Origin of the sequence: Caldibacillus sp. 210928-DFI.2.18 (assembly GCF_020554505.1) — a bacterium.
Taxonomy (GTDB): Bacteria; Bacillota; Bacilli; order Bacillales; family Caldibacillaceae; genus Caldifermentibacillus; species Caldifermentibacillus hisashii.
Genome location: NZ_JAJCHL010000030.1, coordinates 1 through 23,109, shown reverse-complemented (window position 1 = coordinate 23,109; position 23,109 = coordinate 1). Strand labels below are relative to the sequence as shown.

Sequence of the window (23,109 nt, the reverse complement as noted above, 5' to 3'; positions counted from 1 at the left end):
ATCAAACTCCATTGGGCTTTAAATCTCTTTGTTAAAGACGGTAAGAAATTGGATAGTGACGATTACTTCGTAGTTGGTGTTTTTGCGGTTTTTTGTACAATTTATTTATAAAGGGTCCCTGCATGGAAGGACCCTTTTGCTGATGTAACACTTATGATACCTTTTGTTGTTTTTGCAAAAGATATTTTGATTGACCGATTTTCAAAACATTAAACACAAGATTAAGCAAAACCGCAGTCAAACTTCCAAGAACAATGCCACTATCCGTTAAAATACGTAAACTGGCCGGTAAATTACCGAACATTTCCGGAACAACCGTAACCCCTAAGCCTAACCCTACTGAACAGGCAACGATCAGAAGATTTTCTTGCGATGAAAAATCGACTTGACCTAACATTTTAATACCTGAAGCAATAACCATTCCGAACATTGCCACCATTGCTCCGCCAAGAACGGAAGATGGTATGATGGTGGTGAATGCGCCAATTTTTGGAACGAGACCTAAAAGAACTAACATTCCTGCAGCTGTATAAATAATATTTTTGCTTTTCACTCCGGACAATTGAAGCAAACCGACATTTTGGGAGAAAGTTGTATATGGAAACGCATTGAATAGCCCGCCTAAGACAATGGCTATCCCTTCTGAACGATACCCTCTCGCAATATCATGTTCATTGATTTTTTTTTCGCAAATATCACTAAGAGCAAAATAAACACCGGTTGATTCGACTAAACTAACAATGGCAACAAGTGTCATCGTCACAATCGGCATGATGTGGAACTCAGGTGTTTCAATAAAAAAGAGTTTCGGTAAATGAAACCATGACGCCTCTTTTACCGCCGAAAAATCAACCATGCCCATGAAAGAAGCAGCTAAAGTTCCTGCTAAAATACCAAGCAAAATCGCTATTGAACGAATAAAACCGTTAAAAAATCGAAAAATGGCAAGGATAAACAGCAATGTGCCAAAACCTAGCAGCACATTTTCCACTGCTCCGAAATTACTGCTACCCTGACCGCCTGCCAAATTGTTCATCGCAACCGGAATTAACGTTACCCCAATAACCGTAACAACCGATCCCGTAACAACCGGCGGGAAAAATTTTACGAGCTTACTGAAATATTTGGCAATGACGACAACGATGAGTCCACTGGCAATAATTGCACCGTAAATTGAGCCAACACTATATTGATTTCCAATCGCAATAATCGGTCCGACAGCTGTGAATGTACAGCCAAGAACAACCGGTAAGCCGATGCCAAAAAATTTATTTTGATACACTTGTAAAAAAGTAGCAATGCCGCACATCATAATGTCAATGGAAACAAGGTAGGTTAATTGTTCACCGGTTAAACCGATGCCTGCTCCAACAATTAACGGGACAATGACTGCCCCTGCGTACATCGCTAAAACATGCTGAATTCCTAAAGATACGATTTTTGATTTTGACAAGTTCATTGTTTAACCTCCTCATGAACAAAATGAACCCTTCCATTTTCCAATGACAAAATTTGTGCCAACGATTCAACGCGAATGCCATTTTTACGTAATTGATCTCCACCATTTTGAAAAGTTTTTTCAATGACAATACCAAGTCCGACTAAACTTGCCTCCGCCTGATTCACAATGTCTATTAAAGCCAGTGCCGCTTGTCCGTTAGCTAAAAAATCATCAATGACCAAAACACGGTCATTTGTATTCAATAATTTTTTCGAAACGGATACTTCGGTTTTTTCCTGTTTCGTAAATGAATAAACTTCTGAATGATATAAGTCATCAACCATCGTTAAAGATTTTTTCTTCCTCGCAAACAATACCGGCGTCTGCAGGATCAGACCGGTCATCACCGCCGGGGCAATCCCCGATGACTCCAATGTTAAGATTTTCGTAATTTGGTCATTTTTAAACCGTTCGGCAAACTCTTTACCGATTGACAACATGAGTTCCGGATCAATTTGATGATTTAAAAATCTATCAACTTTTAAGACAGAGTCAGAAAGGACATTTCCTTCTAGCATGATTTTCTCTTCTAACAGTTTCATAGATGCACTTCTTCCTTTCATTTTGTAAAATAAAAACCCAAAAGTATTGCTCACAGATCATGAATGAGCAAAACTTTTGGGTAATATACAGGATGTAAAGACAATAAACCTAATAAACCTGTACAAACGCAAACAATTGCTCACCCATAGTCAGATTATTTACGGTAATCTGGTAGAAACTTGCGGGCCGTATCCCCGCGATTATATGAGTGAATCGCTGTAAAATTAATTCCATTATAGCACAGATGAAATAGGAATCAACAAAAATAGTAAATCAGAAATATTTCAATATTGGCAATTACAACATTTGTGACAAAATCCCGATAATCGATCCTAATACAGCACCTATGACCGGAATAGCCACATACATCAATTTTTTTCGAAAATACCGCTTTCTTGCCATTTCTTCGGGTGTCATCCAGTTATTCATTTATATTTTTTTCCTCCAAAATAGTATCAATAGACTAATTATAACGATTTCATATTTTCAAATACATATGAAAAAATACCTATATTTTTTACAAAATGTTAACAAATTGGCGACATTTACGATGAACTATGTAATCATGATGACATAATGACGATATATATTATAAAATATAGAAAATGGCGAAAGGAACTTATTGATGGAAACATTCGTAGCACGACAACCAATCTATGATATCGAACATAAAATTTACGGATATGAATTATTATTTCGTAAATCTATCGACAGTCATTCGGCAGGGTCCAATGATGATTCGGCAACCGCGGACGTTTTGGTCAACAGTTTTCTTAATTTCGACCTGGGTGAATTGACAAACCATACTTATTGCTTTATCAATTTCACAGAAAATTTATTGCTGAACGGTACACCGGAAAATTTTCCCCCTTCCAAACTTGTAATCGAAATTCTGGAAACCGTTTATCCAACTGAAGAAATTATCTCTGCCTGCCAAAAATACAAGGCCTTAGGGTATAAAATTGCTCTTGATGATTATCAATTAAATATTCAGGATGAAAATTCATTAAAAATATTACCATTTGTTGATTTGATTAAAGTTGATTTTCGAACCACCGGAAAAGAAATGCGGAAACAAATGCTCAAATTAAAAAACTTTTTCTCTATTCAATTTTTGGCTGAAAAGGTAGAAACAAAAGAAGAATATCTCGAAGCATGTGCGGAAGGTTTTGATTATTTCCAAGGTTATTTTTTTCAGAAACCTGTCGTTCTTTCTCAAAAGGATATTCCAACATTCTTTCATAATTATATGCTACTAATCGAAGAAACAAGAAAGCCTGAACCGAATATTGATTATTTGTCAAAAATTATTGAAAGCGATCTCTCTTTTTCTTTTAAACTTTTAAAATTAATTAATAATCATTATCGACGCAATTTTAAAATTGAGTCGATTAAGCAGGCCATCATGATTTTAGGATTAAAAGAATTCAGACGATGGCTATATATATTATCGATTCGAGATGCTTCGAGACAACAAGATCCAATCATTGAAAATTTAATTCAAAATAGCTTGGTACGGGGAAAGTTTTGTGAGACTCTCGCCAAAAAGATGAAAATTCAAGGAGAGCCGGCGAGTTATTTTTTAACAGGAATGTTTTCTTTAATAGACGAAATTCTCCAAACACCAATGACCACCCTTGTAAAAACTTTACCATTGAAAGATGATATTATTGATGCGCTATTAGGAAAAGAAAATCAGTTTCAATTAGTATTAGCATTGATTATTGCTATTGAGCAGACAAATTGGGATCAGATTGGGCAGTTGGCTGAAAAAATTAATGTGGCTTATGATACGATTACAGAAAGCTATTTAGAAGCAATAAAGTGGAGTAATCAATTTTTTTCAGAAGAAGGGGCCTAAGGTTCATCTGAACAAGTTGCGTGTTTCAAGGGTGAAGGGCGAGATTCACCGGTTCAAACTTATGAAGTCGTACCTTTTACTAGAGTTTTCAAGGGTGAAAGGGGTCATAATCCCCTGACCCCTAAAATTCATAAATTTTCTTATATTTTTCTGTCAAATAGTTGAGCAGATATTTCGGATTCGGTCCTTCACCTGTTACATCCTGCAAAATCTCTAACGGTTTTTTTGTTTTTCCAAATTGATGGATGTTTTGGTTAAACCATTCTTTAATTTTATCAAGCTTTCCGGCTGCCAGCAGTTCATCAAAATTTGGTAAATCTTTTAATAACGCATGTTTGAATTGAGCAGCGTATATAAACCCGAGTGCATATGAAGGAAAATAACCGAAACTCCCCCCGGCCCAATGGACATCTTGTAAGACACCGACACCATCATGTTCCGGTTCAATACCCAAATATTCCTTATATTTTTCATTCCATATTTTCGGTAAATCCTTTACTTCAATCGTATCATTAAACAGTGCCTTTTCTATTTCATAACGAATGATAATATGTAACGGATAGGTGACTTCATCTGCTTCAATTCGAATCAATGACGGTTTTACTTCATTAATGGCTCGGTAAAAATCAAGCAATGGAACATCGTCGAATTGTCCCGGTGAATAGGATTTTAACAGATCATAATTTTTCTTCCAAAACGATAGATTCCTTCCAACAAAAATTTCATTAAATAATGATTGAGATTCATGAATCCCCATCGATGTCCCTTCAGCAAGCGTCGTTCCGGCCAAATCTTTTGAAATGTTTTGTTCGTATAATGCGTGCCCGCCTTCATGGATAGTACCAAAAATGGCGACACGGAAATCATTTTCTACATATTTCGTTGTCACCCGAGCATCGCCGATATTTAATGTAATTTGAAAAGGGTGTACCGTTTCATCTAAGCGCCCGGCGTCAAAATCATAGCCCATTTGTTTTAAAATTTCGATGCTGAAATCACGTTGACGATCCTTTGGAAAACGGTTATAGATAAATGATGTATCAAAAGTTTTCCCGGAGCTTTGAATTTGTTGCAAAAGATTTCGAATTCCATCGCGAACATTTTCAAAAACTTCATCTAATATATCGACTGTCATATCCGGCTCATACATGTCCAATAACGTATTGTACTTATTTCCTTCATAACCCCAATAGTCGATAAATCGTTTCGTTGTGTCCACTAATTGTTCTAAATATGGACGAAATAACTCGAAGTCTTTCTTTTCTTTTGCCTCTTCCCAAACCGACTCCGCTTTTGTTTGTAAAGTTACATATGTTTGATACTCGTCAAGCGGGATTTTTTTCATGCGATCATATGTTTTTTTACAATCTAAAGCAGTTTTTAATGCAATTTCAGAGACTGCCGGTTCTCCTTCTTCAATTAATGCTGTTAAGTAGCCATTCATTTCCTCTGAAGTTTGCATTTGATATATTTCTGAGGAGAGAATGCCGATCACCTCGGAGCGACCGTCTACACTTTTTTTCGGTGCTCCGGTCCGTAAATCCCAGTACATAACACTTATTGCCTCTTGATACGCCGTAATTTTCTTCACATAATTTAAAAATTTCTCTTCTATTAATTTAACATTTTCATTTGTCATAGCCTTCCCCCCAATGATAGTATGTTTATATTTTAACATAAGTTTACGAAATATTAACCTTTTTTGATAAGAAAAGCGCAGAGCGCCCGCTTAGCGACGTACAAACTGGAGCGCCCCGCAATGAGATAAAGGAAACACGGCGAGGGACGAGCCGATGTTGACTTATCGTAGTGGAGGGGAGTGAAGTTTGCTAGTCGCTGGCGCTCGTAGCTAGACAATAAAACTAATCCCAAGTTAATTGCTTGTATTTTTATACTTTCTTATACTACAAAAAAGGAAATTATTCCCTTTTAGCAAAATTGCATGAAATTTTCAGCCAGTTTTCCTTCCTCTCCGTTTCAGTAAAATAAAAGGCAATCGAATTTGATTGCTTTTTATTTACGCATTTGTGTATTTATCGGTGTTGTCAGTGAATATTGCATAGCTAGTTGTAAATTTTGTTCCGCTTCTTTAATCGTATCTAATGCTTCGTTCGAAATATTTTCTGATTGCAATTGCTGATACGTAGCTTCCAGCGCTTTTGATATTTTTGCAAAATCAAGATTCCACTTATCCATCGTCCATCCCTTTCCGATAACCATTGATAATACTATTATAGACGGTGGCAGGGAAAATATTCCTTGATTGAAAAATCGATTTTTATCATCATACACGTTTTTTGGGGCCAAAATATTGATAATAATCCGTTTTAATAAACCCGTTAAATAATTTCCGCTTTTTAGTCGCTTTTTTTCCAAATAACTCTTCAAAATCTTCGTTTGATGTAATCAAATAAATCGACCACGTGTCAAGCATTTGTAAAGTTGCACCAAGTTCCCGGTATAACTTTTCGACTTTTTCTTTTTCGCCTATACGTTCTCCGTAGGGCGGATTGCTGACAATTACACCGTATTCAAGATCGGTACGGAAATCAGTCGCTTGCATTTGTTTAAACTGGATGAGGTCCCCGAGTCCGGCTTCCATGGCATTTGCTTTTGACATATCTACCATTTTATGATCGATATCCGATCCGAAAATTTGTAACGGCCGATTATATTCTGCCAAGTCTTCCGCTTCCGTTCTTGCTTCATCCCAAACCTTCGAATTGAACCAATGCCATGTTTCACTTATAAAATCCCGATTGAAACCGGGTGCAATGTTTTGTCCGATTAATGCCGCTTCAATCGGGATAGTACCTGAACCGCAAAAAAGATCGACAAACGGCCGATCCGCTGTCCAGTTTGTTAACAGAATTAATGCCGCTGCCAACGTTTCTTTTAATGGAGCCTCACCTTGATATGCCCGATATCCCCGTTTATGTAATCCTGACCCGCTTGTATCAATCGTAATCGTTACGATGTCTTTTAAAATAGAAACTTCCACAGGTACTTTCGGTCCTTTTTCCTGAAACCAGGTGATCTGTTTATATTTTATTTTTAATCGATCTACGATGGCTTTTTTAACAATGGCTTGACAGTCCGGAACACTGTGCAAAGTAGATTTTACTGATTTCCCCGAGACTGGAAACGCACTGTCCACATTGATAAATTGTTCCCACGGGAGATTTTTTGTTCCCTCAAACAGTTGTTCAAATGTTGTTGCTTTAAATTCACCAACGATAATTTTTACCCGGTCTGCCGTACGAAGCCAAAGATTACTTTTGGCAATCGCATATTCGTCACCCATATATGTAATTTTTCCGTTATCGACTTGACATTCATAACCGAGATTTCTCACTTCTTTTGCGACAATCGCTTCAATCCCCATTGGAGATGTGGCAAGAATTTTTAATTTGTTCATGTCATCACCTTTACTATTATTAACACAATTCAAAACAAAAATGCTCCCTTTCAAAATGAAAAGAGAGCATTTTGTCCGTTTTAGCCGTTAATAACGTTCTGTAAGCCATGTTCTGTACCATCGTACTGCTTACGATTGAAAAATCTCGTACTCCGGTGGTAATCATCTATCTGCAAGAGCTTGTCTCTTGCCTCTCTCTTGAGTTGAATTCCTCAGAGAAAGTTCCCCTACCATTATTTGGGTTTCTCGCTCGCGGGGTTTACCTCGTTCCACCCTTGTCATTTCTTCCAAGGCTACGTCACTGTGGCACTTTCAAGGTAATAGAGCCATATCCGAAGACTTAGGCTCGTTCCCTGCCGTCAGCCCAGTCGAAACCAGGCTGCCCTAGCTTATTGTTTCGCTAGGCACGAACACTACGGGCATCTCAGCACCGTGCGAGCATGGACTTTCCTCAGCATAATTGCCGCGATTACCCGAACGTTATTAACATGACACGTATATATTATAAAAGAACTTTTTCTAAAATACAACTGGTATTTTTTTCTGTCACTGTGACTGATAAGCAAGATAAATTTTCGATAACTGTTAAAAACCGTTGTGTCTGAAAAGTGGTCCTTTATCTATATACCAACTTACTTGATTGGAATTACCAGTCTTTATCATTATATAATTTATTCCCAAAGACATGTTTTTCCAAATTGCTCAATCTTTTTAAAATATCAAAATTCGTTGCACCGGTTGTTTGTACGGGCTGTCTTCGCGCTTCTTCCAATTGTTTTTTTAGTTTTTGATTTTCGAATACAAGTGTTTCAATCTCTTTATTGAAATTTTCATAATCCTTTATAATGATATCCAGAAATTTATCAACTTCCTCTTGATTATATCCACGCATACTCGTTTTAAATTCTTTTTCTAAAATATCCTTAGGTGTTAATTGAATATTGTTTGCTATCAAAGTTTTTCACCTCGATCATGCTCATCATTAATCTTATTTTTTCAAAAATGCATTCCTTTGTCAATTCTTGCTTGTTGTTTGTTTCAATCGTCTAACGTATTTATGTAATCATTGATATACCTTATTATATAATAAAATGGAAGAAAAGGGTCTAAAGAACTATTATGGGGGGCCGATATTTTTCATCAGCCCCATATTTCTCATTTACGTTTAAAAACCAAATGGTCTTCTTGGCGGCGGACAACAGCAATTCAAATGCTGATGGCATACTTCATTTACCACTGAATGGGTATGCGGGCAATAATGTTGGTGCTGAAACATATGCTGGTTGACAGTGGTCGTATGTGAAGGATGAACATGCGGTACGATATGTGTAAATTGGTTTGTATTTACAAATTGTTGCGTTGGATGTACCACCGGCGGCAATACATTGGGTGGAAATGCAGGCATACATATACTCCCCTTTCTGCTGGTTTATTTCCTTATACATTAATAACCTATGTCAAAACAGGGGAACATGTACTAATGAAAATACCTATTTTTCAACTTTGAAACCATCGTCATCAATACCAGAACAATACCTTCATAATTACGTCTCGAAAAACCGTAAAAAAGAACATCGTTGAAATAACAATTGTAAAGAATAAAAATAAAACTGTGCGATGCATGGCATTCCCTTTCTTTCAAAAAATATGATGATAACCCAGAACTAATTTTAATTCCAGCCAAGCTTTTCATCAATATTTTTTTACTGGAAAATATGCATCCACTTTTCAGCAACCAATAAGGCTAGGTGAAAAATTTTACGAAGCCGGTATAAACAAATCCAATTTTTTGGACGTGAACCGTCATGACCATGTTCAATTTAATTTGATTTTTCTCTTCTTATTTTTCCTTCCAAACGAAGAATTCTTTTTTCTAATTCTTCCTTTAAATGATTATTTTTATAATCCAAGAGCTGAGTTGATTCATACTCTTCTAATGCCAATATGCTTAATTGTAATGCCTTTTCAAAATCCTTATTCACATGCTCATGAACTTTTGCCAGCTCGATGCAAGCATTTATTTTCTCTATTCCGTTGCCCAGTTCAATGATTTCTTGCCAAATCGCTTCTGCCATATCTCGCTTCTTCTGTTTTTTATATTGAATGGCAAGATCATACATGCCCTTCCATTTTTCTCTCCCTCGTAAACTTGTTATCGCCTCTTCATATACTTGAATGGCCGCATCCCTTTCATTCAAAGCAGAATACCATTTACCGACGGTTAATTTTTCCCTATTTGTTTGATTCACATCAAGTCCTAATAATTGACAGGAAATATGCGTATATAAAATGATTAGGGATAGTACATCTTCCTCATTATGCTCCATCACCTTAACAATTCCGTCCAGTTGATTGGATTGAAGAAAATCAAAATAAATGATGGGCGCTAAATATCCCGGAACATCTTCTTCCCTTTCGATTCCCAAAACCTCTTTCTCAACGATTGTGAGTTTCACGGATTCTAATTCATCTTTCCATAGTCTCCTTGATGCATGCAGCAAATCAAAATGACCAAATGCCGGAAGCTTCGGTACATGTTCTCTGATCAATGTGTGTCTTGTTTTCACTTGCGGCCAATCAAATGCTTTTCCATTATACGTAACAAGGGTGGTATAATCAACTGATTTCAAAAAACTGTGATAAAGCGGAATTTCACCCCCGGGTTCAGGCAATAAATGTTGTTTCACTACGACCTCATCATCATCAATGAAAGCATAACCTAATAAAAAGATCGTATTACCTGCTCCACCACCGAGTCCTGTCGTTTCCGTGTCAAAGAAAAACAAATCTGTTGGACGGTACCCTTTTGCGGATAAAGGGTGGAGAAGAGAATGATTTTGCCAAGCATTGACGACATTAAGATAATCAAAAAATGTATATTTCCCCCTTTGTGTTTCAAGAGGATAGCGGACTTCACGAATAAGGCAATATTGATCATCTAATATATATGGAGCAACCCCGAAATTATGCCATTTTTCCAAGTTTGGTATGTTGATAAGTTCTTGTTTTGCTTCCGGTTGCGATTCTTGTTTCTTCGTTCCGGTTGGTAAGTACGACTGATAAACTGCTAACTTGTTTTTTAACTTCATTTAAGCACCCCATTTAAGAAAGCATTCAAAAGGGTAATTGCATCTATTTTGCCGTTTTGTGAAGTACCGTCCGTCCCAATACAAGAAGGACAACCATTCTCACACGGGCAATTTTTTATCATTTTCCTCGCTTCCAGCAAAATATCCGTTATTTTATCGTAAATTTGATCGCTCAGGCCCACTCCACCCGGATAACGGTCATATAAAAAGATCGTTGGTTTTTCATTATGACTCGATTTCAATTGCGGTGTCACATACACATCGCTCGGATCACACATCACATACATCGGCACCATATTTTTTAAAAGATGTGCCATACCGATCAACCCTTGCTCCAGGCGATCTTTATGCCAATTCGGCTCATCCTTTAATGAAATCCATGCCGAAGTTGTATGCAATATTTGTTCCGGTAAATGAATCGGACCGGAACCGATATTTTCATGAGTTTCAAATTTAATCTTTTTAAAAATTGTCGCCATCGCTTGTACAGCCACGTCCCCATATTGAATTTGCGCGACATCCGTTTCTCTTTCCTTATCAACCTCTAAAACTTTCAAATCAACAGCCAAGTTTGCATCTGTATAATAATCCGTTTGCACTTCACGTACAAATGCCTTTTTTTCCTCCCAGTCTAATTTTTCTACCTGATATTGAACTCCTTGATGCATGTAAATTGCCTCATCATGGAGAAGCGTTAAAGCGCTGAAAGTATCCATTTCTCCGATCACTTGTACATGGGCAATGTCGGTTTGGTCAATAATGACTACATTTTCCTGTGAAGCGGAACGAAGACTGATATTATGCGCCGGAAATGAATCGCTCATCCAATGATATTTATTCCCGCTAAAAACAAGAATTTTTTGATCAAGCAGGTAATCGAGTACATCCTCCACATCAATCCCGCCAAACGTTTCTCCTTTTTTAAACGGTAATTCGAAAGCTGCACATTTTACATGATCAACAAGAATGATTAAATTATCCGGGTTGATTCGGGCAACTTCCGGTGACTGTTTGAAAAAATATTCCGGATGATTGATAATGTATTGGTCTAGTGGGGCTGAACTGGCGACATACAAAATTAGCGCCTCTCCATGTCTTCTCCCGGCTCGTCCGGCTTGTTGCCAGGCGCTCGCAATCGTACCGGGATAACCGGTCATTATACATACTTGTAATTGTCCGATATCAACGCCCAACTCCAACGCATTCGTGCTGACCACACCATAAATATCCCCATTTCTCAGCCCTTTTTCGATTTCTCTTCGCTCTGTCGGTAAATAACCGCCCCGGTACCCACGTATTCCCTTTGGTCCAATCTTATCTTTAATCAACTCTTGTAAATACGTTAAAATAATTTCCACTCGAACCCTGCTTTTCGCAAAAATAATTGTTTGAATTTTATTTTTCAGAAACTCCCCGGCGAGCTTCCGAACTTCCAAAGTTGCACTTCTCCGGATATTTAATTGTTTATTTACAATCGGCGGATTATAAAAGACAAAATGCTTTCTTCCGCTCGGGGCACCGTTTTGATCAATTAACTGCATGGTTTTACCTGTTAAAGCTTCGGCCAGTTCCTTTGGATTGGCAATGGTCGCTGAAGTACAAATAAACACCGGATCACTTCCGTAAAAACGGCAAATCCGTTTTAATCGACGAATAACATTTGCTGTATGGCTTCCGAATACACCACGGTAAATATGTAATTCATCAACGATAATAAATTTTAAGTTTTCGAACAGAGAGACCCACTTTGTATGATGCGGCAAAATTCCGGAATGAAGCATATCCGGGTTAGTTATTACGATATGGCCAGCTTTGCGAATTTTTTGCCGGATATGCGCCGGTGTGTCCCCGTCATATGTATAACTATTAATTTCGATTCCCGCTTCATCAATCAATTCATTTAATTCACTTTTTTGATCATAGCTGAGTGCCTTCGTTGGAAACATATATAACGCTCTTGCTTCAACGTTCTCTAAAATCGTTTGCAGAACCGGAAGATTATAACAAAGTGTTTTCCCGCTCGCCGTCGGGGTTACGGCAGTAAAATCCATTCCTTTCATACCATAATCAAAAGCTTCCCGTTGATGACTGTATAAAGAGGTAATCCCCCGCTTTTCTAATGCTGCCTGCAATTTTGGATGCAATTCTTCAGGAAATGGAACATTAATGGCCTCCTTCCCTTCTATCGTTTCCCAATGGATAATATTTTCGTTAATTTCATTTGTTTGTTTCATCCAATTGATGATTTCTTGTAATTGACGCTTACCTAGCATCCGCTTCACCCTCTACAATTCATACCAAATTTCCCTTTAACATTTATTATAACGAATACACGTTCCTATATCAAAAAATATTTACCGTACAAACATCGTACCATTAATCTAACACGATTTTTATTATTTTTCATATATTATATCGGAAATAAAAATAAAAAGTGGGGTGGAAAACATGGATGAACAATTACCGGAAAAAAAGGACAGCCATTCAAATGAAGCTTCTCCATTTTCTCATATTTTTCAGGACCGGCCATTTCGTAATATTTTGGAGACCATTGATCAATTTTTTCAAAACTCCAATTTAAAACCGGGTTTCAAAGTCAATGTTCAAGAAGATGTTGATAAATACATCATATATGCAGAATTACCCGGGGTAAAGAAAAATCAAATTGACATCCATATTTTGGAGAGAAGCATTACCATCACTGTGAATCGTTCAGAAAGTGAGACAATTCAAAATGATAAAGCTAAATCATATACGAAGATACACGAATATGAAAAAGCCAGCCGGACAATTCCTTTTTATCATCCAATTCATTCAAAAAACGCCAAAGCCAAATACCGTGACGGGCTATTGACGATCATCCTGCCAAAAAAATCCGGGAAGAAACTGAATTTAGAAGATTGATGTCTTTAAAAGTTAAATAATTGTTTTATACAAACAGATGAATTTCGCTAATGTCCATTGAAAATAATGGTAACATACAGCAATTGGTTTTTCGCCAATTGCTTTTCTTAGATATGATGGAAGGACTTGCACTTGGCACATAATTACGATTTAAATAAATGACTGAATCCTTTTAGTAAAGAAGAAACTTGATTGATTACTCCCATGAATTGACCGGCCGTTCCTAGCATTTTATTAAAATCGATGGATCCATCTTTATTTTTAAATGATTGGATAAAGCTGTTCATCGGACTCTGGGGAAAAGATTGATGCGACGCCGATAAACTAAAATTTGGTAATATCTGATTAGAAAAATTTGAAATTTGATTATAAAGTGGGTGTAATGGATCATCTAAAAATTGTGTAAACGGTACATCGTTATTATTAGATGGGAAATGGTTGTCTTGATTAAAAAAAGCACTCGGAGGCCAGACTTGTCCGGGAGCGACACCGGGAAACATACCCTGAGAATTCATTGGTGTTGGACCATGAAAGAATGGCGGTGGGAACGTATTTACCCCTACAGGAATTTGCAGGTTGGCGTTCGTACCTAGGTGATTTTTTGACATGCCGAACGTCCCTGGTGTTGCATTGTATTTTCGTGGAAAAAACATACATATCAATCCTCCTCATGAACTCCATCATATTGTATGATCGTTCGCCTAATCGCGTGAATTTAAAAGTTTTGCGGAAATTTACTTTCATTTATTTCGCTATGTAATTTTTCTAATATATAATGGATTGAATGGAGACGATGTTTAAAACGGGAATAGCTTGTTTTAGGAAAAAAAGCTTGTACACTTATTTCTTTAATATTCTCAATAGTGGCATCGATTTGTTGAATATATAAGTGTTTCGGGTGAGAAGTGACAATGAATTTCTTCGCCAGTTCCCCCCACTCTTCTAAAACGAAATGGACTTCATCAACAAATGGTTTAATAACCGTATAAAAATCTTTTTCTTCTCCCGTTTCCCGTGCATGTTCATAAATGTGATCCATTTCCATTACATAATGTTTTAATTTTTTCGTTGCTGATACAAGTTGCATTTTGTCCATACATTAACCCCTCCTATCCATCCAATTATATCATAAGTAAAGAAAACCCGGTGATTGCCGAGTTTTCTTTAAACAGTCCTACTGATTGAAGTTTCACAATATCAACGGAAAATCAAAGCCGGACCAAATTTTTTTACATTGATGCTGCCTGTTTCATAATCGGCTCCGTATTCCTCACCTGTTGTTCCGTTTGATTTTCTTTCGTCACTTTCATTATTTCCTTTTCTATCGCAGAAATATTTCTTGAAAGGTTACTTGTTTGCTCTATTATTTCTTCTGTTACAACGAGATGCATCTTTTGCTCCACTAACGCTATTTCCATTTCCAAACACTTGATTAATTCCAAAATTTCGCTCGTTTTCACTGTTTTATTGCTTGTCATCTCAATCCCTCCATCCTTCGTTATTATGTAATTTCGACCTGCTTTCATCACTTCCTTCCTGTTTGACAAAACTAGAAGAAATTCGCCAAACAAAGTGGAATTCTGACAAATATTCAGAAATCATTGTCAAAACATGTTTCTTGACCTTTTGTTCATAATAACGATAGGAGGTGCAGCCAATGGAAAAAAAGAAGAAACAAAATCGCGTAACTGAAAAAGAAAATCATGCAGACACAAAAGCGGCTAAAGGAAATCCAAAACTAAATGGCCCAAACCGTCCATCCACTTAAGTTAAAGGAAGACACCACTACATATTGACTTCTTTCCCCATCGTGGTGTCTTCCCTTCTTACCTACTCATTCCACCGCATCCATTCCTTCAAGTTTACCAACAGTTCAATTTCTATATGTTTTTTCCTTAACCAATAAGTCATGTTCACTTCTTCTTCTTTTATGATGGGTGGCAGGAACCATCGTTTTTTAACCCGTTGCTTTTTATCCCAAGATATCCCGGTTAATGGTTCCTGCTTTACAATCGGATACGTTAGTCTTAACATAGGCGTGTTCCGTTTTTTTAACCAAAATTTTTCGTAATCGTACCGTGAACCTGTATGCGGTGTATGAATGGCAAAATCAATAAATGTTTGAAGCCTCCCCGTATCAAATAAAATCCACGCTAATTTTTTCCCGAGTTCGATTCGTTGATCCAGTTTGACAAATTTTTTTACAGTTGCCCCGAAAATTTCACCGTAACAAGTTGGAAAAATAACTGCATTGAAATGAAAAAGTTCCTGCAAATAAAAAGGTACTGTTTGAAATACTTTTTTTTGATAAAATAGTTTTGATATGATTGGCTCTTGTATCAAGTTCTGTTCATTAATAATGAGGGAATACAATAATCGATTTTCATTACCGGTTTGCCAAAATCGAAACCATTCTTGCTGCATAAATGCCGAAACATGAAAATAAGGTAGTAAGTGAAACAAAGGACGCCCTATTTTCGTTGAATAATGATAAAGTAATAATTGTGGATACGCATCTTGAAAAATCAGCCAATTAGCCCGTTCATAAGTCAAAAACAAATACGTGCGATATTGCTTGGTCAACAAGGAGGAATACGATTTGCCTTCCAAATCACACATATTCCAGCCGGCGTTACGGGAAACCAATCCGGCAAGAAAAGCCCATTTAATTTCTTGGTAACGAAAATAAAATGACTCATAACAATTCGTTCGTGATATATTATCTATATTGCCTTTTCTTGTTGTTTGTAAAATATGTTGGATTAATTGCCTCTCGTCATGATTCATCGAGGTGTTCACATCCTTTATAAAATTTCAGTAGTCTCAAGTCTCATTCCGACCGGTAAATAAACAGCCCGGAGTTGCGCATGAAGAAGGTTTAACGAGGTGGTTAGTTTGGAAATCCATTATCCGAATGGAAAAACGTTTCATTTTAAAAAAGAGGATAGAAAAATAAAAGTAAAAAAATATCAATACGGAAACCGTGGGATGACTTTAGAGGATGATATTAATGAGTCCAATAAATATTATTTGTCAAACAAGATTGCGGTTATTCATAAAAAACCAACTCCTATTCAAATTGTTCAAGTCGATTATCCGGAGCGTAGCAAAGCAGTAATAAAAGAGGCCTATTTCAAAACACCTTCGACAACGGACTATAATGGTGTGTACCGGGGGAAATATCTTGATTTTGAAGCAAAGGAAACAAAAAGCGAAACATCTTTGCCGTTAAAAAATTTCCATGAGCATCAAATCAGACATACAGAAGCGGTACTAGCTTGCGGAGGTATTGCTTTTGTCATTATTCGTTTTTCAAAAACAGAAGAAGTATTTCTTTTAGAGGGTGAACATCTGCTGAAATTTTGGCAACGGATGGAATCAGGCGGCAGAAAATCGATAGCGAAAGATGAAATTATGCAATATGGACATTATATACCACTTGGAATTCAGCCAAGAATTGATTATATTAGATTAATAGAATCTCTATATTATTAGGGGTAAAATAACTTACCTCATAATAGTGAGCAATTCCTTATTCGATATTTGACGGACAGCCCGTTTTCAATTTTGATAAGGAATGAAAGGATGGTCATTGTTTATGACAGAACAATATAAATCAAGAACAGAAAAAAGGCGTGCAAACCAAAAAAATAAACAGAAACAACCAAAAGGAAAAGGGAAAAGTATAGCTAAGAAAATATTTTTAACGATGGTAGTCGTTGGATTTCTATGTTTAGTTGGCGGATTGGGAACCTTTGCTTACTTTGTTTCAGATGCACCAAAACTGGATCCGCAAAAGTTAAAAGTCCCTGTTCCGTCAAAAATTTATGATATGAATAAAGAACTGGTTACCGAATTGGGTACAGAAAAAAGGGATCTGGTTGAATTTAACGAAATTCCGGACCTGATGAAAAATGCGGTTTTGGCAACTGAAGACGTCCGTTTCTTTAAACATAACGGAATCGATTTAATTCGTTTGGGCGGTGCCGTCATTAGTAATATCACCGACGGCTTTGGTTCACAGGGTGCATCTACCTTAACGCAACAGGTCGTTAAGCTCTCCTTTTTATCAGAAGAAAAAACATTGAAAAGGAAGTCACAAGAAGCATGGCTTGCTCTGCAACTTGAGCGCAATTTTTCAAAAGAAGATATTTTTGAAATGTATGTTAACCGTGTCTCAATGGGTGGGAATGTGTATGGAATTAAAGCAGCGGCTCAAACATATTTCAATAAATCACTCGATGAATTAACATTACCGGAAGCGGCTTTAATTGCCGGCTTACCGCAACGACCGAATGCTTATAATCCATTTGTCAATCCGGATTTAGCCGATCAGAGGAAGAACACTGTGTTATCTCTTATGCATCAGCACGGCTTTATCTCTGAGAAAGAAATGAAAGAAGCTCAAAATATATCTATTGCATCATTAATTGTAAACAAACCGGAGGACACAATAAAAGATGATTCGCCATATGATTCCTTTGTCGATCAAATTATCGAGGAAGTTGAAGCATTAGGATATAACGCATATACAGATGGCCTTGAAATATATACAACAATGGACCCGAACGCACAAAAGAGAGTCAATGATATTTTAAATACAGATGAATATATTAAGTATCCGAATGACGAAATCCAAGCCGGGGTCATTTTACTCGATACTCAATCTGGAGAAATTCGGGCAATTGGCGGCGGTCGCCATCAAAAAGTAAGGCGTGGGCTTAATTATGCGATTGATATTAAAAGACAACCGGGTTCAACAATCAAACCAGTTCTTGATTATGGTCCGGCCATTGAAAATTTAAAATGGTCTACTTATCAAATTTTCAAGGATGAACCTTATACGTATTCCGACGGGACACCGGTTAAAAACTATAACGGGAAAAATTACGGCGAGGTGACCATGCGTTATGCCTTGCAAGAATCCTTAAATATTCCAGCTGTCAAAGCAATCCAAGCGGTCGGATTAGAAAAAGCGAAAGAGTTTGCCAATAATCTTGGAATTGGATTGAAGGAAATTTACGAATCATATGCAATCGGCGGCTTCGGAGGCGGTGTTTCCCCGTTACAGTTAGCCGGTGCTTATAGTGCTTTTGGTAACGGAGGAATATACAATGAACCGTATGCCATTAAGAAAATTGTGTTATCTGACGGGGAAACCGAAATTAATTTGGAACCGAAACCGGAACGTGTTATGAGCGACTACACCGCATTTATGATTTCTGATATGTTAAAAACGGTTGTCCAAAGCGGTACAGGTAGGGCTGCACAAATTTCCGGCGTTCCGATTGCCGGAAAAACCGGGACGACAAACTATACGAAGGATGAGTTAAAAAAATACAACTTAAAATCATCTGAGTCACCGGATTCTTGGTTTTCCGGCTATTCAACCAATTATACAGCTACTGTCTGGGTTGGTTACGAGAAGAAGGCAAAACCGGTAGATGATACAAAATTACCGATAAAGATTTTTAAATCACTTATGACCTATATGCATGACGGGATCGATACACCTGATTTTAAACAACCGTCAAGTGTTGTTAAATTACCGATTGAAAAAGGTTCCAATCCGGCAAAACTGGCAAGTCCGTTTACACCGGAAAGTAATATTGTCTATGAGTATTTTGTCAAAGGTACAGAACCGAAAGAAACATCAAAAAAATACGAATCGATTCCGGCTGTAACCAATTTAAGCGTTGATTATAACCAACAAAACGCAACGGCAAGCTTAAATTGGAACTATGAAAATGTTGATAATGTCAATTTTGAAGTACATTTATCAGCAGATGGTTCGGGTGATCAAATACTAGGCACAACAGATAAAAACAGCTTTGAGGCTAATAATTTAGTACCCGGATTAAAATATACATTTACGGTTTATGCCGTTTATGATGGCCATAAGAGTGATCCGGCTTCCGTTACCCTTGATCTTTCTTCTTTCACAGATGATTCACCGGATAATAATCAAGGAAATGAGGAAGATACGGATAATGAAGGAACAGACGAACAAGAAGACGATAGTGGAAGCACTCCCGGACAGGGAAATCCTCCGGGAACAAATCCAGGAAACCCAAATCAAGGGAATCCGAACCAAGGGAATCCGAACCAAGGGAATCCGAACCAAGGGAATCCAAGTACTCCTAATCCCGGAAATGGCGATGGAGGCTAAAATGGTCCACCGCAAAACTCAACCGGTCCCGGCACGTAAATCTTCAATGAAAAGTAAAAAGAGTGAATCGACTAAGTTCGATTCACTCTTTTTTTCATTACCACAAATTTATAAAAAATTTTTTCTTGTTCTATCATTAATTCGGATAATTGGATAAAGGAATGGTACAAAGTCGGTCGCTGCATTAAAAACTGAAGCCGTTCGACGATATTCACCGGTTTCGCCTCAAATAGCACTAATTTCTCCTGTAAATTTTTTAAATCAGTCGGTTCATTGTTTGACCAAAATAACAGTCGGATGAAAAGGCTGATTCCCTTTACCATCAACGGTTTCGTTTCTTTATTTTTTCGTTCTTTAAACAGCCCAGTAAGCTCCTTCAAGTAAGGTTGCCACTCATGGACAATTTGGATAACTGCTTCTTTTTCATTTTTCCAAGGCATGCTTTCATCTATACCGAGATAAAACCGATTTTCTTCAGGAAAAAAATCGGCCGGCGTCAACGAATCAAGATAAAAGAACTCATGTTGTAATCGTTCACTTACCTGCATTTTCCAATTCAAGACCTTTCGTTCGTTTTTTTCCTTCACGACAAAGGGAAAGCAGCGGACATTCCAAACATTTTGGTGATTGGGCTTTGCAATGGTACCGGCCAAAAAAGATCATGCGATGATGGGTAATACTCCATTCATCCATTGGAACTTTTTTCATTAACGTTTTTTCCACTTCCAGAACACTATCTTTCCAACGACAAATGGCCAAACGTTTCGAAACCCGTTCGACATGCGTATCAACAGCAATCGCAGGAATACCAAAGGCAACAGAAACAACAACATTTGCCGTTTTTCTCCCCACCCCGGGAAGTTGCATTAATGTATCGCGATCACTTGGAACTTGTCCATCATATTTTTCTATTAAAATTTGACAAAGCTTTTGAATGTTTTTTGCTTTGTTCCGGTATAAACCGATTGACCGGATATCTTGTTGTAATTCATCTAACGAAACTTTTAAATAGTCCTCAGGCCGCTTATATTTTTCAAACAAAGATTTTGTTACTTTATTGACAAGGGCGTCTGTACATTGAGCAGACAAAACAACTGCAATTAAAAGCTCAAACGGATTCGAATGATTTAATTCACAATGGGCTTTTGGAAACATTTTCCCCATTTCATCCAAACAAAAACGTATCTCCTTTTTCGTTAACATATTCACTCCCCTTAACTTTCTAACCAATTATAAAACGGCACCGCTTCGGTTTTCTTTTGCTTTTCCTGCCCGCGGTTTTTTTGTTGCCCGTTGCGGAAATGTCTGCTTTGATCCTGTGCTTGTTCCACAGTTTTAATCCCGGCTTTTTTCCATTCAAAGAGAATCCGATCGATATAGCGGAAATTTAATTTTCCTGATAAAACAGCTTCCTTCAATGCAGCTTTGATGAGAGCGGGACTATGATGATCATTATCGATCCACATCGATAAAGTTTCACATTCTATCGGGGATAATGCTCTGGCAAATTCTTGCTCAAACAGGGTAAATAGCGAGCCTTCTTCCAGATTTGTTTGAAATTGCAAATCTTCCTGTTCATGAAGCGCATGCTCATTGATCAGTTTTAGCCAAAGTGGTTTTAGAGAATATTTTTCGAAATAAATGCCCTCTTCTGTCTGACCTTTCAAAATCTCCAAATACCCTCTTTGGATTAAAGTTAAGATGGTTTGCGAACAATGCTCAGTCGATAATACCATCCGCTCGGCAATTTCATCAATGGTAGGGAACTCTTTACCCTTCTCGATAAAATTGTAAATATGTAGAATAACCATACACTCGATATCGGTTAACCCGATTTTTTTATAATAACGGAATAAAAAAGAAGGAATCGAAATAACCCCTTCTTCAATCCAGGAAAGGAACGTGTTTTTATTCATATTTGACACCTCAAAATTAGTATAGCATGAATAAAAAGTTAATGAAATAGGGACTGTCATAAGTGTGACAATCCCTCTTCTTTCTATGGATATAGACGGTTTAATAAACGCGGGAATGGAATGGTTTCTCGGACATGTTCACAACCGGCAATCCAAGCAACGGTTCTTTCCAAGCCTAAACCAAAGCCGGAATGTGGAACAGAACCGTATTTCCTTAGATCTAAATACCAACTATACGTTTCTAAAGATAATTGATGTCGTTCAAGTTCTTGTTTCAATAAATCATAGTCATGGATCCGTTCAGAACCGCCAATTATTTCACCATAACCTTCCGGGGCAATTAAATCGGCACATAACACGACATCATCACGGGTCGGATCCGGTTGCATATAAAACGGTTTAATGGCTTTCGGGTAATGGGTAATGAACACCGGCTTATCAAATGAATTGGCAATCGCTGTTTCATGCGGTGAACCAAAATCGTCGCCCCACTTGATATCATCAAAACCTTGTTCGTGTAAAAATTTAATCGCATCATCATATGTAATTCTCGGGAACGGAGCTTGAACTTTTTCTAATTTCGTTGTGTCACGATTTAATATTTTCAATTCCAACGAACAATTTTTCAAAACCGATTGAACCACATAGGAAACATAGTCCTCTTGAACTTTTAAATTGTCTTCAAATTCATAAAAAGCCATTTCCGGTTCAATCATCCAAAACTCGATTAAGTGACGGCGTGTTTTTGATTTTTCTGCACGGAAGGTTGGTCCAAAAGAAAACACTTTTCCAAAAGCCATTGCCGCTGCTTCCATATATAATTGACCGCTTTGAGAAAGATACGCATCTTCGTCAAAATATTTCGTATGGAATAATTCCGTTGTTCCTTCAGGCGCACTCCCCGTCAAAATCGGAGGATCAATTTTTATAAAACCTTCTTTATTGAAAAATTCATAGGTTGCCCGAATAATTTCGTTTCTTATTTTCATATTGGCATGCTGACGTTTTGAACGTAACCAAAGATGACGGTGGTCCATTAAAAATTCCGTACCATGTTCTTTTGGTGTAATTGGATAATCATGGGCTTCGTGGATTAATTCCAATTTGGTTACTGATAATTCATAGCCAAACGGTGAACGCTCATCTTCACGAACGATACCCGTTACATACAAAGAGGATTCTTGCGTGAGTGATTTCGCTAATTGAAAAACTTCCTCAGGTACTTCATTTTTAACGACAACACCTTGGATGAAACCTGACCCATCACGAAGTTGCAAAAAGGCAATCTTCCCGCTGGAACGTTTATTGGCAAGCCAAGCTCCGATCGTTACTTCTTGTCCAACATAATTTTTCACTTCTACAATCGTTGTCTTCACAAACTTCCCTCCAAAAATACTACTAAAGCCCTTCTTTATTATACAGCTCCAAAAATTCACTAGCAACGTTTCCTAAACTTACGCCGCACCTATCATAGTCAGTTCGATATGAACTATCCATCAATGGGTCACTGATGGAAGTTTCGCTTTATCCCGTACGAACGGGCACTAAATCTTCCTCTTTACGTTTAGAAAAAATTTTCGATGCAATTAGTGAAAGATAAGTGCCCGTATGTACCCGATTGGCTCAACTAACCATCAGTGGGGCTCCTCTCCCCACTGATGGAAGTTTCGCTTTATCCCGTACGAACGGGCACTAAATCTTCCTCTTT

The 23,109-nt window shown here is 37.5% G+C and carries 22 protein-coding genes, 1 other RNA gene and 1 riboswitch; of the genes, 4 read left to right on the top strand and 19 right to left on the bottom strand.

The window, feature by feature from the left end; all coding sequences use genetic code 11:
- Positions 1-151 precede the first annotated feature (151 nt).
- The 3 genes from LIZ98_RS08380 to LIZ98_RS17955 all read right to left on the bottom strand — a co-directional run bounded on the left by LIZ98_RS08380 (position 152) and on the right by LIZ98_RS17955 (position 2,473).
- Complete coding sequence (locus tag LIZ98_RS08380; protein WP_227139398.1) at positions 152-1,459, bottom strand: nucleobase:cation symporter-2 family protein; 1,308 nt, start codon at positions 1,457-1,459, stop codon at positions 152-154.
- Positions 1,456-2,043: a xanthine phosphoribosyltransferase gene (locus LIZ98_RS08375; protein ID WP_041846404.1), complete on the bottom strand. Its 588-nt coding sequence runs from the start codon at positions 2,041-2,043 to the stop codon at positions 1,456-1,458. The genes LIZ98_RS08380 and LIZ98_RS08375 overlap by 4 nt, the downstream gene beginning before the upstream one ends.
- A 127-nt stretch (positions 2,044-2,170) precedes the next feature.
- A riboswitch (purine riboswitch) is annotated at positions 2,171-2,272 on the bottom strand.
- Positions 2,273-2,341: 69 nt separating this feature from the next.
- A complete protein-coding gene (locus LIZ98_RS17955; RefSeq protein ID WP_255602109.1) occupies positions 2,342-2,473 on the bottom strand; it encodes a hypothetical protein in 132 nt (43 codons plus the stop codon).
- A gap of 196 nt (positions 2,474-2,669) precedes the next feature.
- Between LIZ98_RS17955 and LIZ98_RS08370 the strand changes: the two genes are divergently transcribed.
- A complete protein-coding gene (locus LIZ98_RS08370) occupies positions 2,670-3,905 on the top strand; it encodes an EAL and HDOD domain-containing protein (RefSeq protein WP_227139397.1) in 1,236 nt (411 codons plus the stop codon).
- Positions 3,906-4,026: 121 nt separating this feature from the next.
- Here the strand turns inward: LIZ98_RS08370 and LIZ98_RS08365 are convergent, their stop codons facing one another.
- From LIZ98_RS08365 to LIZ98_RS08330, 8 genes are all read right to left on the bottom strand, one after another.
- Complete coding sequence (locus LIZ98_RS08365) at positions 4,027-5,544, bottom strand: carboxypeptidase M32 (protein ID WP_041846402.1); 1,518 nt, start codon at positions 5,542-5,544, stop codon at positions 4,027-4,029.
- Between the two features lie 374 nt (positions 5,545-5,918).
- Positions 5,919-6,101 (bottom strand): hypothetical protein, encoded by a 183-nt coding sequence (locus LIZ98_RS08360; protein ID WP_141227945.1) that lies wholly within the window; start codon positions 6,099-6,101, stop codon positions 5,919-5,921.
- Between the two features lie 88 nt (positions 6,102-6,189).
- A complete protein-coding gene (locus LIZ98_RS08355) occupies positions 6,190-7,323 on the bottom strand; it encodes a THUMP domain-containing class I SAM-dependent RNA methyltransferase (protein ID WP_041847808.1) in 1,134 nt (377 codons plus the stop codon).
- 96 nt (positions 7,324-7,419) lie between these two features.
- Positions 7,420-7,804: RNase P RNA component class B (gene rnpB / locus LIZ98_RS08350), an RNA gene on the bottom strand.
- A gap of 165 nt (positions 7,805-7,969) precedes the next feature.
- Entirely contained in the window at positions 7,970-8,278 is a 309-nt protein-coding gene (gpsB, locus tag LIZ98_RS08345) for a cell division regulator GpsB (protein WP_227139396.1), read from the bottom strand.
- A gap of 210 nt (positions 8,279-8,488) precedes the next feature.
- On the bottom strand, positions 8,489-8,728 hold the full coding sequence (locus tag LIZ98_RS08340) for a CotD family spore coat protein (protein ID WP_072012686.1): 240 nt from the start codon (positions 8,726-8,728) through the stop codon (positions 8,489-8,491).
- A gap of 415 nt (positions 8,729-9,143) precedes the next feature.
- Positions 9,144-10,412, bottom strand: coding sequence for a ribonuclease H-like domain-containing protein (locus LIZ98_RS08335; protein ID WP_227139395.1), 1,269 nt, complete (start codon positions 10,410-10,412; stop codon positions 9,144-9,146).
- Complete coding sequence (locus LIZ98_RS08330) at positions 10,409-12,685, bottom strand: DEAD/DEAH box helicase (RefSeq protein WP_041846398.1); 2,277 nt, start codon at positions 12,683-12,685, stop codon at positions 10,409-10,411. Before LIZ98_RS08330 ends, LIZ98_RS08335 begins: the two co-directional genes overlap by 4 nt.
- A gap of 175 nt (positions 12,686-12,860) precedes the next feature.
- Here LIZ98_RS08330 and LIZ98_RS08325 point away from each other — a divergent pair, with 175 nt between their 5' ends.
- Complete coding sequence (locus LIZ98_RS08325) at positions 12,861-13,316, top strand: Hsp20/alpha crystallin family protein (RefSeq protein ID WP_227092358.1); 456 nt, start codon at positions 12,861-12,863, stop codon at positions 13,314-13,316.
- 143 nt (positions 13,317-13,459) lie between these two features.
- Here the strand turns inward: LIZ98_RS08325 and LIZ98_RS08320 are convergent, their stop codons facing one another.
- The 4 genes from LIZ98_RS08320 to LIZ98_RS08305 all read right to left on the bottom strand — a co-directional run bounded on the left by LIZ98_RS08320 (position 13,460) and on the right by LIZ98_RS08305 (position 16,103).
- Positions 13,460-13,969: a YppG family protein gene (locus tag LIZ98_RS08320; RefSeq protein WP_227139394.1), complete on the bottom strand. Its 510-nt coding sequence runs from the start codon at positions 13,967-13,969 to the stop codon at positions 13,460-13,462.
- A 62-nt stretch (positions 13,970-14,031) separates the two neighbouring features.
- Entirely contained in the window at positions 14,032-14,412 is a 381-nt protein-coding gene (locus tag LIZ98_RS08315) for a YppE family protein (RefSeq protein ID WP_052514584.1), read from the bottom strand.
- A gap of 133 nt (positions 14,413-14,545) precedes the next feature.
- Entirely contained in the window at positions 14,546-14,794 is a 249-nt protein-coding gene (locus tag LIZ98_RS08310) for a hypothetical protein (protein WP_227092356.1), read from the bottom strand.
- A gap of 352 nt (positions 14,795-15,146) precedes the next feature.
- The gene (locus LIZ98_RS08305; protein ID WP_034770577.1) at positions 15,147-16,103 is read right to left on the bottom strand and encodes a DUF2515 family protein; all 957 of its coding nucleotides are present in this window, start codon (positions 16,101-16,103) and stop codon (positions 15,147-15,149) included.
- 108 nt (positions 16,104-16,211) lie between these two features.
- On the opposite strand from LIZ98_RS08305, the gene recU reads away from it, so the two are divergent.
- Positions 16,212-16,811, top strand: a complete 600-nt coding sequence (gene recU, locus LIZ98_RS08300; protein ID WP_034770578.1) for a Holliday junction resolvase RecU — start codon at positions 16,212-16,214, stop codon at positions 16,809-16,811.
- A gap of 103 nt (positions 16,812-16,914) precedes the next feature.
- Positions 16,915-19,485, top strand: a complete 2,571-nt coding sequence (locus LIZ98_RS08295; RefSeq protein WP_227203016.1) for a PBP1A family penicillin-binding protein — start codon at positions 16,915-16,917, stop codon at positions 19,483-19,485.
- A 71-nt stretch (positions 19,486-19,556) separates the two neighbouring features.
- On the opposite strand, the gene LIZ98_RS08290 is transcribed toward LIZ98_RS08295, so the two are convergent.
- From LIZ98_RS08290 to asnS, 4 genes are all read right to left on the bottom strand, one after another.
- Positions 19,557-20,045 carry a YpoC family protein gene (locus LIZ98_RS08290; RefSeq protein ID WP_227139392.1) on the bottom strand — a complete coding sequence of 163 codons (489 nt, stop codon included), beginning with the start codon at positions 20,043-20,045 and terminating at the stop codon, positions 19,557-19,559.
- Positions 20,020-20,688 carry an endonuclease III gene (gene nth, locus LIZ98_RS08285; RefSeq protein ID WP_034770582.1) on the bottom strand — a complete coding sequence of 223 codons (669 nt, stop codon included), beginning with the start codon at positions 20,686-20,688 and terminating at the stop codon, positions 20,020-20,022. The genes LIZ98_RS08290 and nth overlap by 26 nt, the downstream gene beginning before the upstream one ends.
- Before the next feature lie 11 nt (positions 20,689-20,699).
- Entirely contained in the window at positions 20,700-21,401 is a 702-nt protein-coding gene (locus LIZ98_RS08280) for a DnaD domain-containing protein (RefSeq protein ID WP_034770584.1), read from the bottom strand.
- Positions 21,402-21,484: 83 nt separating this feature from the next.
- Positions 21,485-22,777, bottom strand: coding sequence for an asparagine--tRNA ligase (gene asnS / locus LIZ98_RS08275; protein WP_034770591.1), 1,293 nt, complete (start codon positions 22,775-22,777; stop codon positions 21,485-21,487).
- Between the last annotated feature and the right edge of the window lie 332 nt (positions 22,778-23,109).